Source organism: Idiomarina tyrosinivorans (assembly GCF_003987475.1).
GTDB classification, from domain to species: Bacteria; Pseudomonadota; Gammaproteobacteria; order Enterobacterales; family Alteromonadaceae; genus Idiomarina; species Idiomarina tyrosinivorans.
The window spans coordinates 139,882-154,502 of record NZ_PIQH01000004.1; the positions used below are offsets into that span (position 1 = coordinate 139,882).

The 14,621-nt window shown below is 47.9% G+C and carries 14 protein-coding genes; 7 read left to right on the top strand and 7 right to left on the bottom strand.

The window, feature by feature from the left end; genetic code table 11:
• The first annotated feature begins 69 nt into the window (after positions 1–69).
• From prmB to CWI84_RS05485, 4 genes are all read left to right on the top strand, one after another.
• Positions 70–993: a 50S ribosomal protein L3 N(5)-glutamine methyltransferase gene (prmB, locus tag CWI84_RS05470; protein WP_126841568.1), complete on the top strand. Its 924-nt coding sequence runs from the start codon at positions 70–72 to the stop codon at positions 991–993.
• A gap of 8 nt (positions 994–1,001) precedes the next feature.
• A complete protein-coding gene (gene aroC / locus CWI84_RS05475; protein WP_126841569.1) occupies positions 1,002–2,081 on the top strand; it encodes a chorismate synthase in 1,080 nt (359 codons plus the stop codon).
• A 19-nt stretch (positions 2,082–2,100) separates the two neighbouring features.
• The gene (locus tag CWI84_RS05480) at positions 2,101–2,631 is read left to right on the top strand and encodes an elongation factor P hydroxylase (protein WP_126841570.1); all 531 of its coding nucleotides are present in this window, start codon (positions 2,101–2,103) and stop codon (positions 2,629–2,631) included.
• Positions 2,632–2,723: 92 nt separating this feature from the next.
• The gene (locus CWI84_RS05485) at positions 2,724–3,860 is read left to right on the top strand and encodes an ATP-NAD kinase family protein (protein WP_126841571.1); all 1,137 of its coding nucleotides are present in this window, start codon (positions 2,724–2,726) and stop codon (positions 3,858–3,860) included.
• On the opposite strand, the gene CWI84_RS05490 is transcribed toward CWI84_RS05485, so the two are convergent.
• Positions 3,857–4,177 (bottom strand): 2Fe-2S iron-sulfur cluster-binding protein, encoded by a 321-nt coding sequence (locus CWI84_RS05490; protein WP_126841572.1) that lies wholly within the window; start codon positions 4,175–4,177, stop codon positions 3,857–3,859. The genes CWI84_RS05485 and CWI84_RS05490 overlap by 4 nt on opposite strands.
• Positions 4,178–4,287: 110 nt before the next feature.
• Between CWI84_RS05490 and CWI84_RS05495 the strand changes: the two genes are divergently transcribed.
• Both CWI84_RS05495 and gpt read left to right on the top strand, forming a co-directional pair.
• Positions 4,288–5,580 (top strand): NCS2 family permease, encoded by a 1,293-nt coding sequence (locus tag CWI84_RS05495; RefSeq protein WP_126841573.1) that lies wholly within the window; start codon positions 4,288–4,290, stop codon positions 5,578–5,580.
• A gap of 6 nt (positions 5,581–5,586) precedes the next feature.
• The gene (gene gpt, locus CWI84_RS05500; protein WP_126841574.1) at positions 5,587–6,072 is read left to right on the top strand and encodes a xanthine phosphoribosyltransferase; all 486 of its coding nucleotides are present in this window, start codon (positions 5,587–5,589) and stop codon (positions 6,070–6,072) included.
• A 132-nt stretch (positions 6,073–6,204) separates the two neighbouring features.
• Here gpt and CWI84_RS05505 read toward each other — a convergent pair whose 3' ends face one another.
• Positions 6,205–7,908 carry a proline--tRNA ligase gene (locus CWI84_RS05505; protein WP_126841575.1) on the bottom strand — a complete coding sequence of 568 codons (1,704 nt, stop codon included), beginning with the start codon at positions 7,906–7,908 and terminating at the stop codon, positions 6,205–6,207.
• 69 nt (positions 7,909–7,977) lie between these two features.
• A complete protein-coding gene (gene tsaA / locus CWI84_RS05510; protein WP_126841576.1) occupies positions 7,978–8,697 on the bottom strand; it encodes a tRNA (N6-threonylcarbamoyladenosine(37)-N6)-methyltransferase TrmO in 720 nt (239 codons plus the stop codon).
• A 173-nt stretch (positions 8,698–8,870) separates the two neighbouring features.
• Between tsaA and CWI84_RS05515 the strand changes: the two genes are divergently transcribed.
• Positions 8,871–9,521 (top strand): hypothetical protein, encoded by a 651-nt coding sequence (locus tag CWI84_RS05515; RefSeq protein WP_126841577.1) that lies wholly within the window; start codon positions 8,871–8,873, stop codon positions 9,519–9,521.
• Between the two features lie 42 nt (positions 9,522–9,563).
• Here the strand turns inward: CWI84_RS05515 and rcsF are convergent, their stop codons facing one another.
• The 4 genes from rcsF to CWI84_RS05535 form a co-directional block, all read right to left on the bottom strand.
• Positions 9,564–9,947 (bottom strand): Rcs stress response system protein RcsF, encoded by a 384-nt coding sequence (gene rcsF / locus CWI84_RS05520; RefSeq protein ID WP_126841578.1) that lies wholly within the window; start codon positions 9,945–9,947, stop codon positions 9,564–9,566.
• Positions 9,948–10,062: 115 nt separating this feature from the next.
• On the bottom strand, positions 10,063–10,476 hold the full coding sequence (locus CWI84_RS05525; RefSeq protein ID WP_126841579.1) for an H-NS family histone-like protein: 414 nt from the start codon (positions 10,474–10,476) through the stop codon (positions 10,063–10,065).
• A gap of 182 nt (positions 10,477–10,658) precedes the next feature.
• Complete coding sequence (locus CWI84_RS05530; RefSeq protein ID WP_126841580.1) at positions 10,659–12,305, bottom strand: electron transfer flavoprotein-ubiquinone oxidoreductase; 1,647 nt, start codon at positions 12,303–12,305, stop codon at positions 10,659–10,661.
• Between the two features lie 21 nt (positions 12,306–12,326).
• Complete coding sequence (locus tag CWI84_RS05535) at positions 12,327–14,543, bottom strand: putative bifunctional diguanylate cyclase/phosphodiesterase (RefSeq protein ID WP_126841581.1); 2,217 nt, start codon at positions 14,541–14,543, stop codon at positions 12,327–12,329.
• Positions 14,544–14,621 lie beyond the last annotated feature (78 nt).

Here is a 14,621-nt window from a genome sequence, read left to right on the forward strand (position 1 = left end):
TTACGGTATCTTTGCCGGATAATTAACGACATTTATAGTCTAAAACATTTAATCGTTAGGAGACTAGCGTTGGAACGAGTTTACTTAGAACAAGCCATTACCGACTTGCTGACCATTGATGACTTTGTGCGGTGGGCGGTTAGTCGCTTCAATGCCAATGACATCTATTATGGGCACGGCACTGACAACCCTCACGACGAGGCCAGTTTACTCATGGCTTACGTGGTTAACTTGCCGTACGCCGCGTTACAAGATGTTGGGCATTGCCGCTTGACGACCCGTGAACGCACTCTGATGGTCGAACTTGTTGCGCGCCGCATTCGCGAGCGTATTCCTGCGGCCTACCTAACGCAACAGGCTTGGTTCGCTGGGTTGAGCTTCTATGTAGACGAGCGAGTTCTGATTCCGCGCTCACCCATTGCTGAGTTAATTGAAAATGGCTTTACGCCTTGGTTAACTGAAGCGCCACAACGAATATTGGACCTCTGTACTGGCAGCGGTTGTATCGCCATCGCCTGTGCCTATGCTTTCCCTGAAGCGATGGTTGACGCGACGGATTTATCTGCCGATGCGTTAGCGGTAGCAGAACAAAATATCGAACAACATCAGTTACAACATCAGGTCACGCCAATTCAGTCAAACCTGTTTGGCGAGTTGAGCGGACAAAAATACGACCTGATCGTTACCAATCCTCCATATGTTGATGCCGAGGACATGTCAGACTTGCCGGATGAGTACCGACATGAACCTGAGTTAGGGCTAGCTGCTGGGGAAGACGGTCTAGTGTTGGTTGACCAGTTATTACTCGAAGCCGCAGAACACCTTACCGAAAACGGCATTCTGGTCTGTGAAGTTGGCAATTCAATGCTTGCGCTGGAAGCCAAATATCCACAGACCGCGTTTGTTTGGGTGGAGTTTGAGCGCGGTGGAGACGGCGTGTTTATGCTAAACCGCGAACAGCTCGCGGCTCACCGTCAGCATTACGGAGAATAATCACGATTATGCCAGGTAATACATGGGGACAAGCGTTTCGCGTTACGACCTTTGGCGAGAGTCACGGTGAAGCACTGGGCGCTATTATTGATGGATGCCCTCCAGGTATCGAACTAACTGCGGCAATGATCCAACGCCATCTTGATCGGCGCAAACCGGGCGGACGTTTTACTACGCCCCGTCAGGAGGACGACCAGATCGAGATTTTGTCTGGTGTTTTTGAAGGCGTAACAACCGGTACCCCAATTGGTCTGTTGATCCGCAATCAAGATGCTCGCAGCCAAGATTACGCAAAAATACGCGATCGTTTTCGCCCAGGGCATGCGGATTATACCTATCAGCATAAACATGGCATTCGTGACTATCGAGGGGGCGGCCGTTCATCTGCGCGGGAAACTGCCATGCGTGTCGCCGCAGGTGCTATTGCGCAACAGTTTTTGTTGCAGCAAGGCGTCAGTATTCGTTCCGCAGTGGAGCAAATCGGTGACGTCAAAGCGCAACAAAGTGATTGGCAGCAGATTGATGATAATCCTTTTTTCTTTTTAGATGCAGCGGCTGTACCCGAGGTGGAAGCGCTGTTGCGCACGATTAAAAAGGCGGGCGATTCGATTGGCGCCGCTATCCGCTTTGAAGTCGCGGGATTGCCTGTGGGTCTCGGTGAACCGGTATTTGACCGACTCGATGCTGATGTGGCGAAAGCACTGATGAGTATTAATGCCGTTAAAGCGGTAGAAATCGGTGATGGCTTTGCGGTTGCTAATCAGCGTGGTAGCGAACATCGCGACGAAATGACACCCTCCGGCTTTCTCTCAAACCATAGTGGTGGAGTGTTAGGTGGCATTAGTTCCGGTCAGGTTTTACGCGGACGGTTGGCATTAAAACCAACCTCGAGCATTGGCATTTCTGGGCAAACGATAAACCTCCAAGGCGAGCCGACCGAGATCGTCACAAAAGGCCGTCATGATCCCTGTGTGGGGATTCGTGCGGTGGCCATTGTTGATGCAATGCTGGCGTTAACACTGATGGATCATTGGTTACGTCACCGCGGTCAAAATGCCGACGTGGATTGTCAGACCCCACAAATTTGAGTGCGATTGTTGTTTCACGATGGATTACCAACCACTGATTGACTGCTTTGCCGAGTGCTTTGCTGATAGCCACAGAACCTTACTGGTTGCCGGAGATGGCGAGCCCTACTATCAGCCTGCGGCCGCAGCGAATGATTTCCATCGGATTTATTTTGCTCATGGTTTTTTTAATTCGGCTTTGCATGAGGTCGCGCACTGGTGCATCGCTGGCACAGAGCGGCGCATGTTGCCAGATTATGGCTATTGGTATGAGCCGGATGGTCGTAATCAGCAACAGCAACTAGCCTTTGAACAGGTAGAAAGTCGCCCGCAAGCGTTGGAATGCTGGTTTTGTTACTGCACAGGGTCAGAGTTTACTATCAGTATTGATAACCTGTCTGGGGTGCCAGTTGACCCAAGCGCTTTTCGCCACAAAGTCGAGCAACAGTGGATGCAATTGGGGCAGCACGGTCTGCCAGCGCGTGCAGAAGTCTTCGCTCGAGCGTTATGTTGCCGATTTAATCAACCATGGCCCGATCCAAATCATCAGCCATTCCGTAGTTTGCTGTAAGTTTAGGCAGCGAACATGTCTAGGTAGCTGTCCAACCCCCCAACAAATCTTGTTATACTATCGTCTTTCCCTCAGTCTGAATAAATCGCAGTATGATGCAGCAATTACGTCTTGGTTTAGTGATTAATCCTGTTGCCGGTATCGGCGGTCCTACCGGTTTGAAAGGTAGTGATGGCGAAAACACCTTGGCTATTGCTCGCCAGCAAGGCGTTGAGCCTAAAGCACAACAGCGTGTCGCAACAGCATTAGAGCTACTGACACCCTATAAAACGCAATTACAGTTTTATACCGTTGCCGGTGATATGGGTGAGAACGTATTGCAGACATTAGGTTTTGCGTACCAAGTGATTTATCAACCGCAACACCCGAGTTCGGCAAGCGATAGCCAGCTAGGTGCCAAAGCAATTGCTGAGCAACAACCCGACCTGTTGTTGTTTGCTGGCGGCGATGGCACTGCTCGCGATATTTGCCAAGTTTGGCCGGAGTCGTTGCCAGTTTTGGGCATTCCGGCTGGCGTAAAAATTCATTCCGGTGTTTATGCGGTCAATCCCTCAGCGGCTGCGCGGGTCATCGAAAAGTTACTGAAAGGCGAGCTCGCATCAGTGCATCAAGGTGATGTCATGGACATCGACGAGCAAGCGTTTCGGCAGGGCAGCGTCAAAGCCAAGCGATTCGGTGAAATGACTGTACCGGCTGAGTTGCAATATATTCAGGCGGTAAAAATGGGCGGCAAGGAAAGTGACGAATTGGTTTTGGATGACATTGCCGCAGATGTCGCTGAACGCCTTGAGGATGTTGATATCGCAATCATGGGTTCAGGCTCTACCGTTGAGCATGTGATGCAACAGCTCGGACTGGCCAATACCTTGCTTGGGGTAGATATTGTTGAACACCTTCAAGTCGTGGCCAATGATGTCAGCGAGTCGCAGTTGTATGACTACTTGCAGCAGCATCCGCAGGCTACGATTAAATTGGTGGTTACCGTGATTGGTGGTCAAGGACATCTGTTTGGGCGGGGGAATCAACAATTGAGCCCGCGGATTATCCGCCATATCGGACTGACTAACATTATTATTGTGGCGACCAAGAAGAAATTGCAAAGCCTTACCGAGAAAGGGCTTCAGGTAGATACCGGGGATCCGCAATTGGATAGTGAGTTAGCCGGCCTGCGTACGGTCGTTACCGGCTATCATGATGAAGTGCTGGTTAATTTGGTGAGTGTGCGTTAAAACTGCGATTTTGGCAGGTGCACAATTAGGCCATCGAGTGCTTCGGTGACTTCGATTTGGCAGCTCAAGCGGCTATTGTCTTGTGGCTCTTGCACCACATCTAACATATCTTCTTCCGCTTCATCCGGCTTAGGAAGCTTGTCTTCCCAACTGGGGTCGACATAACAATGGCATGTTGCGCATGCCATGACGCCGCCGCATTCACCGACAATGCCATCAATCATATGGTCGACAGCACCTTGCATAACGTTGCTACCAACTTCTACTTCCGCTTCAAATTCACCGCCATCGGCGTCGATATAGATAATTTTTGGCATGAAACTAACCCTACTGCCTATGAATGAGATATTAAATTTTGCCCAAAAAGCGACTGAAATAGGATAAAATACGCGGCTTTATCGCACAAGTCACTGTCTAGGAACTGCTGATGCTAGAACGTCTATTTGCTATTCGTGCACAGGGTAGCACGGTTAAAGCGGAAATTATCGCCGGAATCACGACTTTCCTCACTATGGCGTACATTATTTTCGTAAACCCTTCAATTTTAAGTCAGACGGGCATGGATTATGGTGCGGTGTTTGTCGCAACCTGTTTAGCCGCTGCAATTGGCTGTTTGATCATGGGCTTGTGGGCAAACTATCCGGTGGCATTAGCACCAGGAATGGGCTTAAATGCCTTTTTTACCTACACCGTAGTATTTGGCATGGGCTACTCATGGCAAACAGCATTAGGTGCAGTGTTCTTCTCTGGGATCACGTTTTTTATTCTGTCGGCGTTCAAAATTCGGGAATGGATTATTCGCTCTATCCCAACTACCTTGCGACTCGCTATTGCCGCGGGTATTGGCGCATTCCTCGCTCTCATTGGTTTAAAGAACGCCCATATTATTGTTGCCAATGATGCCACTATGGTTGCTCTTGGCGACCTTGGTGAGCTTTCGGTGTTGCTTGCCGCCGGTGGATTCTTTTTAATTATCGGCTTGGTTTCTCGACAGGTGCAAGGCGCGGCGATGATCAGTATTTTACTGGTCACGCTGATTGCTTGGTTACTGGGCGATGTTGAGTATCAAGGTATCGTTGATATGCCGCCGAGCTTGGCTCCTACCTTCATGCAAATGGATATCTCAGCCGCCTTTGATGTTGGCATGTTGAGCGTGATATTCGCTTTCCTTTTTGTTGACCTATTCGATACCTCTGGCACCCTCTTGGCGGTAGCGCAGAAGGCAGGAATTGCGAAAGCCAATGGCGACTTACCGCGTATTGATAAAGCCTTAATGGCGGATAGTACAGCTACCGTAGCTGGCGCCATGTTAGGTACGTCAACCACCACAAGTTATATTGAGTCAGCTGCAGGCGTCGCCTCCGGTGGAAAAACCGGACTCACCGCTGTGGTCGTTGGTTTACTGTTTATTGCAGCGATGTTTTTTGCACCACTCGCGGGAATGATTCCGCCTTACGCCACGGCCGGCGCAATCATCTACGTTGCGGTATTAATGTTATTTACGTTACGCCGGGTCGACTGGGATGACATCACAGAAGCGGCACCCGTGGCTGTGGTGCTACTGATGACACCATTAACCTTTTCTATTGCCGACGGTATTGCGTTGGGTTTTATTAGCTATTTACTGGTGAAGTTATTGGCAGGAAAGTACCGAGATTTAACGCCGAGTGTGGTATTTTTAGGTGTATTGTTTATCGCTAAATTTATTTGGTTGGGGTAAGGACTTATGGGATGGCATTCAAACCGAGAGTTTTTCGTATCTTGGGAAGAGCTTCATCGAGCAACAAAAGAGTTGGCGCGACGTCAGCTTCCAGCAGAGCAGTGGCAAGGGATTGTCGCCGTTAGTCGGGGCGGCTTAGTGCCTGCGGCGATTATTGCTCGGGAACTAAATATCCGAGTTGTAGACAGTGTTTGTGTCAGTTCCTATGACCACACGGAACAGCGAGACGATTTGCAATTACTCAAAGACGTAACCGCCACCACAGATGGGGAAGGGTATCTGGTGATTGACGACTTGGTCGATACCGGTAACACGCTAAAATTTCTCCGTGACAAGCTGCCGAAAGCGAAATTTATTACTGTTTATGCAAAACCTGAAGGCATGAGCTTAGTTGACGACTATGTCGCCGACTTAGAGCAAGAAACGTGGATTCACTTCCCGTGGGATATGCACCTGCACTATGTTGAGCCTTTGGCAGGGCAAGAAAGCTAGCTCAACAGCGTCATTAAATGAAATAAAAACGGCCGGCGAATTCGCCATAGACTTTGATAACGAATAGCGAGTGATGAAACGAAAAAGCCCCGAAACCTAACAGGATACGGGGCTTTTTTGTCGAATTGGTTATTACTGTTGTAATTGAGTCTGCACGTAGGCAATGACTTGGTCGACCGCAACTTTTTCTTTTTCACCGGTTTTGCGCGATTGATATTCAACTTCTTGTTGATCCAAGTTGCGCTCGCCAATGACGACCTGGTGCGGAATACCAACCAGTTCCATGTCAGCAAACATCACGCCTGGACGCTCTTTACGGTCGTCAAACAGCACTGATAAACCGGCATCAAGGCAAGCTTGATAAAGTGCCTCTGCGACTTCTTTTACCCGCTCTGACTTATGCATATTCATTGGAATAAGCACCACATCAAACGGTGCTAGTGCGGCAGGCCAAACAATGCCACGTTCATCATGGTTTTGTTCAATGGCGGCGGCCACGATACGTGATACACCAATGCCATAACAACCCATTGTTAAGGTTTGGTGTTTACCAGACTCGGTTAAAACGCCAACTTTCATTGCATCACTGTATTTGGTGCCAAGTTGGAAAATATGGCCCACTTCGATACCACGGGCGATTCGTAAGTTGCCTTTACCACAAGGGCTTGGATCGCCATCAACCACATTGCGAATATCGGCGCTGCGGCTAAAACGCAAGTCACGCTCCCAGTTCACCCCTGTGCGCCACTTACCATTATTATTGTCGCCACAAGCAAAGTCAGCGAGAACTGCTGCGCTGTGGTCAGCAATAATGGGGTAATCTAACCACGGTCCCTGGAATAGATCGACACAACCAATAACGTCTTGGTCGGTGACGATTTCTAGCGGAGTGGCAACCTCAGCTAGCTTCGCGGCTTTCACATCGTTCAGCTCGTGGTCGCCTCGGACAACCAAATAGACGAATTCACTGGTGACCTCGTCGCTGGCTCGTACCAGTACCGTGCGAAGGGTTTGTGACGAAGAAATCGCTAACTTGTCCGCGGCCTGCTGACCGGCTTTCAATTTAATATCGACAACCTGCATCTCAGCGCTGGCTTGCGGTCTTTGTTCTGTGGGCGCCAAAGCTTCTGCCATTTCAACGTTGGCGGCATAATCCGAGCTATCAGAGAACGCAATGGCGTCTTCGCCCGACTGCGCTAACACATGAAATTCATGCGAATGTGAGCCCCCGATAGAACCTGTGTCGGCAATGACAGGGCGGTAGTCGAGGCCTAAGCGCTCAAAAATACGACAATACGCCTGGTGCATGGTGTCGTAGGTTTGTTGTAAGCTCTGTTCATCTAAATGGAACGAATAGGCGTCTTTCATCAAAAATTCACGGGCACGCATAACCCCGAAGCGCGGACGAATCTCATCGCGGAATTTCGTCTGAATTTGAAACAACGACAGCGGCAGCTGCTTGTAGCTGCTAATTTCCTTACGCACCAATTCGCTGATGACTTCTTCATGCGTCGGACCTAATAAAAAGTCTCGCTGGTTACGGTCTTTTATCCGCAACAATTCGGGACCGTAGGCATCCCAGCGGCCAGATTCTTGCCATAAGTCTGCTGGCTGCACCATCGGCATCAGGATTTCTAAGGCACCAGTGGCTTCCATTTCTTCACGTACGACCTGCTCTACCTTTCGCATGACCCTTAAACCGGTCGGCGTCCATGTATAGAGGCCCGCCGCGACTTTACGGATCATTCCGGCACGGAGCATGAGCTGATGGCTGACAATCTCTGCATCAGATGGCGTTTCTTTTAATGTTGACAATAAATACTGGCTGCTGCGCATTGGCGTTTAACTCTATGTTTATCGCAATGGGTAAAAATGAAAGCGGATTCTAGCAGTCTATTGCAGTTGTCAAAAGCATTTCGTGGCGATTGGCTCGATTTCTTCAACTTCAACCACATGGTCAATAACCCGCCAACGCACATTTATATCATAAAGGGCGGTCCCATAGCTGCGCGTTAGCGCATTTTCTTGATGATAAGCAGGACGAGGATCTTGGCTCAACACTTGGCAAATAAGCTGACGCAAATTGGGGTAGCGGCGTTTAAGAGTCTGTAATTGCTGTTCTGCTGCAGCACTTATCGTGACCGGAAGCGTGGATGGCGCTTGTTGTGCATAGCCTCCCTCGGCATCGCTAATGGCATCTGCGTAGGGAATATAGGGCTTAATATCGTATATTGGCGTGCCATCGACTAAGTCTGCGGCAAATACCTCAATCGCCATAGTTCCGCTAAGTGAGGTAGAGCCTAAACGTACTACCGACATGCCCAGACCATTAGGGCGAAAACTTGAACGCGAGGCGAACACCCCAACTTTCTCATTACCGCCTAATCGCGGTGGGCGCACCAGCGGTTGCCAACCATGATTCTGGTGAAAACCAAAGACTAACCATAAATGGCTAAATTGTGCTAAACCTCGAAGCATGTTGCGATCCTGGTAGGCATCGGTAAATTCTATACGGCAGGCAGCATCGACCAGTCCTGGTTGGCGTGGGACACTAAATTTTTCCGGATACGGTGTCCTAATGTGGGCGATGGCTTCTAGCTGCAGAGGGTTAGTTGTTTTTGCCATAATCTGGTGAATTTCGCTATTGGGTTGTGGTTCTATTGCTATCAACAATCGATGATATAATTAACTTATTGATTTTTATGTGATTTTATTTTGGCACGCGGATTGCTCAAGTCATGGTATCTAAGTCGTTAAAACTTTTGAACTATCTAACCATGACGGAAGGGAAGAGAACAATGAAAAAAATAATCGTAGCCACTGCTTTTGCATTAATTGCTGGCGTCACCCTAATGAGTGCCGCGATGGCTTCTCCTTGGCACGATGGTGAGCAACACAAGACCATCAGCCGTGAATTTACGGTTCAGCCTAACACCGCGTTTTCTTTAGACTCTGGTGTCGGTGAGGTGCAATTTCGTTATCACGACAAAAACACCGTGGAAGTACAACTGGTGATTGAATCAGATGATGATAGTTGGTTAACCGACGGTGATATTGAAGATATTGAATTAACGGTCGATCAAACCGCGGACGAATTGGCGTTGAGTACCAATGAGCAGGAAGATGTGAAATTTACTTGGACCATTACCATGCCGCAGATGAGCAATGTTGATATCGACTTTGGCGTCGGCGAAATTTCTGGTGATATTCGTTTAACCGACGTGGACATTGATCTAGGTGTTGGTGAGATCGATCTGCACTTACTCGGTGGTGATGTTGGTCGAGTGGAAGCAAATGCAGGCATTGGCGACACCAAAATTCGTGGTATTAACAGCGAAAATACTCGGGCAATGATTTCCTCTCAATCTGAATCGCATAGTAATGGTGCAGCGACGGTTCGTGCGGATGTCGGTGTCGGCGACATTACCCTAGATTTTGACCAACGCTGAGCGTTTAACGCTCACCTGAAGCCGCGGTTATATGCCGCGGCTTTATTGTTGCCATTGTACTGCGTGCCCCGAGCAAGTCACTTTACTATAACAATAAGGGTTATCTTTAACTGGAAGCGCAAAGCATTGCGAAGCAACTACGCCATCAGCATTGAACTGGCGTGCGTTCAACAGCATTCTTTGGCGAGCAACAGCGGCTGATGCTGGTGGATCAGAACGCGAATTTTGGCAACTGTCACCAGTGACTACACTAATGACTTTAAAGCTCCGATTAACTTGTTCACCTGCGGAATAGACATTTGCCGTTTGCGAGAAAGCAAACATTGATGACGAGTCAGCTTCCGCTGTCGAGGAATGGCTGAAAACGCTACAGCCACCTAATAAGCCAGGTAGGGCGATTGCCAATAAGTAATTGGATAACTTCACGATCTATCCCTGTGAATGCGAATAATAGTTCAGAGTAAAGACTGTTAAGGTAGGAATCAAGCGCTCACGCCGGGCGGCGAGAGCACTCAACAAACGGTTTAATGCAAATAATGTATTACTTAATAAGGTATTCTTCTAAACGATGACCTTGCTCTAATGCCTTTTTCAGCGCTTTTGGCATACGTCCTTGGCCCGTCCATGTCGCGCGTTCGCCTTGTTCATCAGTAAAAGCATATTTTGGCGGTTTTGGCGCACGCTTTTTCTTTGTTGCTTTTAAAGGTTCACCACCAATCTCATTTTCTAAAATGTCGCTAATACCAATACCAGCATCCGCCATCGCCTTTTTAAATTCTTCAATTTTTTCTTGTTTTAATCGTTGCTCAGCTTTCTCTTCTTCTTCTTCCTTTTTACGCGCAGCAATTACATTACGTATTTTCTTCTCTACTTCTTCAAGCTCACTCACCGACAATTCTTTTGTTGATGCTTTTAATCGACGTTCATGAGTCAAGATTTTAATAAAGTCAGACATATTTTAATTCCTAGTTATTTACAAATATTACGATGGATTCTAGCGATGCTTAGAAAAATTACCAAATGATATTTGATAAATAAATACGTAAATTTACGTTAAGAAATAACGTACAAGATCAATGTAATATGTCGTATGAAATATAAAAGGGCCGATTATCGGCCCTTAATTTTATTCACTCATTACATATTCGGATAAGTGGGACCGCCACCACCTTCGGGAACCACCCAAGTAATATTTTGGCTAGGATCTTTAATGTCGCAAGTTTTGCAATGAATACAGTTTTGCGCATTAATTTGAAAACGCTTTTCACCGTTTTCTTCAACTATTTCGTAAACGCCTGCTGGACAGTAGCGTTGTGCTGGTTCAGCGTACTCTGGCAAGTTAACGGTTAACGGAATGTCGGCGTCTTTTAGCTGTAAATGACATGGCTGATCTTCGGCGTGGTTAGTATTCGATAAATAAACCGAAGACAAGCGGTCAAATGTCAGTTTATTATCCGGTTTTGGATAACTAATAGGTTCAAAGTCTTTTGCTTTACCAGTACAGCGGTAATCTGCATGCCAATCTTTAATCGTAAATGGCAGCTTTCCGCCAAAAAAGTTTTGGTCCAGTGTGTTATAAGCACCGCCTAAAACGGTTCCCCATTTATGAATGGCTGCACCAAAATTACGAGAGCGATATAATTCGTCGTACAACCAAGAACTTTCAAAATCCTTACGGAAGTTTGTCAATTCGTCCCCAGCGCGGTCTGCGGCAATCGCGGCAAAGATATTCTCTGCAGCTAACATGCCTGACTTCATGGCTGTGTGATTACCTTTAATTTTTGAAAAGTTAAGCGTTCCAGCTTCACAACCAACCAACAAGCCGCCAGGGAAGGTCATTTTGGGTAACGAATACAATCCACCTTTGGCGATGGCTCGCGCACCATAACTCACGCGCTTACCGCCTTTTAACACCTTCGCAATTTGTGGGTGAGTTTTGAAACGCTGAAATTCTTCAAACGGGTTCAAATACGGATTTTGATAATTTAAATCAATGATCAACCCCACAAATACTTGGCCGTCTTCGGCGTGGTATAAATAGCCACCGCCACTCGCTCCATCGTTTAATGGCCAGCCTGCTGTATGCACAACATGCCCAGGATTATGCACGCTGCCCTCAACATCCCAAATTTCTTTAAAACCAATGGCATAATGTTGCGGTGTGGCGTCTTTCGCTAAATCAAATTGTTTGATCAGTTGCTTGCCAAGGTGGCCGCGGCAACCTTCAGCAAAAACGGTATATTTGGCGCGCAATTCCATGCCTGGCATATAGCCGTCTTTGTGTTCGCCATCGGCTCCCACACCCATATCGCCCGTGAGAATACCGTTTACCTCGCCATTTTCACCATAAAGCACATCAGCGGCGGCGAAGCCAGGAAAAATTTCAATCCCTAGCTGCTCCGCTTGCTCTGCTAACCAACGGCACAAATTACCCATACTGGCAATATAATTGCCGTCGTTATGAAACGGCTTAGGTACTGCCATACCAGGTACTTTGCGAGCGCTTTCTGCGTCGTTAAAGTATAAGATTTCATCGCCAGTGACCGGCGTGTTCAGTGGCGCACCGCGTTCTTTCCAATCCGGAAATAATTCATTTAGAGCACGCGGCTCGAATACTGCACCAGAAAGAATATGTGCACCCACTTCTGCGCCTTTCTCGACAACGCAGATCATCAGTTCTTGCTCATTCTGTTGAGCCAGCTGACCCAGTCGACAAGCGGTAGCAAGTCCCGCGGGACCAGCACCAACAATGACGACATCGAATTCCATACTTTCGCGTTCCACAATAACCTCCGAACGTGATAATCAGGCGATCTGAATAGGGATGAGACCTTGGTACTTCTGAAGCAGTTGCGTAAATTGTTCCGCGGGAATGGGACGGCTAAAGAGGAAGCCCTGTCCGACAAAACACTCGCGTTCCATCAAGAAGTCGACTTGTTGCTCGGTTTCTATGCCCTCTGCAACGATGTCTATTTCTAGGTTTTTCGCCAAGTTAATAATAGTTTGTGTAATCGTCGCGTCATCGTTATCACCAGGCAGATCTTGAACAAAGGACCGGTCAATTTTTAATGACGTAACGGGAAAGTTTTTCAAATAAGAGAGTGACGAGTAGCCCACCCCAAAATCATCAATCGCCAAGGCGATGCCGTGCTCACGGATGGCATGCATAAAGTGACGATGCGACTGAATGTTTTCGATAAATACCTGTTCAGTCAGTTCTAATTCAATAAACTGTGGGCCAATCCGTGCTTGATGCACGGTATCCAGCACTTTATCAATCAAATCCGGAGTATGTAGCTGCTTACCGGAAATATTAATCGCCATAGTCAGGTCGTCATAGCCCAAATCGTGCCACTGTTTTAATTGTTCAGTGGCTTGGCGCATAACAAAATCCGAAATCGGAATGATCAGACCGGTATCTTCCGCAATCGGGATAAACTGGTCGGGACCGATCACTTTGCCATCGTCTTCAACCCAACGCACGAGCGCTTCTGCGCCAATGATACGGCGACTGTTTAAATCGATTTTAGGTTGGTAATAAACGACCAGTTTTTCTTGCTCCACGGCATGGCGCAAGCGCTTCATAAGCTCAAGCTTTTCGGTCAGATCGCGGTGTACGGCTCGGCTATAAATCTGATAAGTATTACGGCCCGCCTCTTTGGCTTGGTAAAGCGCCGTATCCGCGTTCCTAACCACGTTTTCGGCACTGTAGTCAGCATCTTCCGCGAAAGCGATGCCGATGGATGCGCTAATAAATAATTCGTATGCATCCACAAAGAAGTGTGTATCGAGTGCAAGCAGCAATTGCTTTGCCAGTTCGGTAACGTAATGAGAACTCTCACTGTCCGGCGCCGCCAGCACAAACTCATCCCCCCCGGTACGAGCAATAAAAGTAGATTCAGGCGCGATCTTCTGTAATCGTCTTGCGACGCGTTTCAATAACTCATCACCAACGGTGTGGCCTAAGGCGTCGTTCACTTCTTTGAAGCGGTCTAAATCAATAAAAATGACCGCTAAAATGGTTTTATGTTGCTCCGTTGCGGGCATTTTCTCCGTAAGAAAACGCATGAGTGCATTTCGGTTTGCTAATCCCGTTAGCGCGTCGTGTTCGGCGAGGTAAGCCATTTGTTGCTCAACCCGCTCGCGCTCTTCGATTTCAGCATAAAGTTCTAAGTTAGTGTCAGCAAGTTCTTGAGAACGATGGCGGCTGACGCCAAAAATATAGAGTACAAAGGTTAACAGCAGGGTAACCGCAAGTCCGGCGGTAAGCACGGCTGTCGATACCCCTCCAAGCAACTCTTCCAGTTTGTTCGGGGTCGGCCAAACGGTTAGGGTCCAGCGGTTGCCTAGCACCTGCAATGAGGTGTTAACCTGCCACTGCTGTTTGGTTTGTTGATCACCCTGGAATGAGTACAGCAGGCCATTTTCGTTGGCAAGCGCTAGCTGGAAGCCTTCAGAAATGTTTGCTCTTACAACGTTATTGATCAGGTCTTGAAGACTCAATATCGCGCCAAAAATCCCTTTCTCTGCGCCATCGACTTGCACAAACAAACCAATGTCTGTTGGGTGCCGGCCTAGATTGCCTGCTTTACCAACGATCGCATGCTGGATAGCATCATTGTTAGCCAACATATCAATGGTTTCTGTACCACTGAACTGGCTGCCCACTAAGCCATAGTTACCTTGTTCGGGAAATACTTTTTTGATTCGCCGCTGGGGGTCCAACCATACTAACGTTTGCACACCTTGGTAGTAGAGCGTAATGATATTGGCATCAGCCTGCCAACGCTCCTCGACGGCTTGATCATTTTGTTCCCATTCACGCGCAATCCATTCAACCATGAATAAGTGGTTGATCATGGTTTGGCGCAACTGGCGCTGAATATTATAAGCCTCGTTTTGAATCTGCGCAGTGGCATGCTCGCTTTCCGCTATCCGCAGGTAACCGTAGAATGATAGGGTGATAACCATTCCTAGGATTGCTGCAACGATTGCTTGTCGAGCTTCAGAGAGGGCTCTCATTATTTAGCGCCAGTCCTTCGTTTCAAGGGTTTCATTACTGTTGTTATCTTCGCCGATGGCTCGATTGAGCGCAAGCGC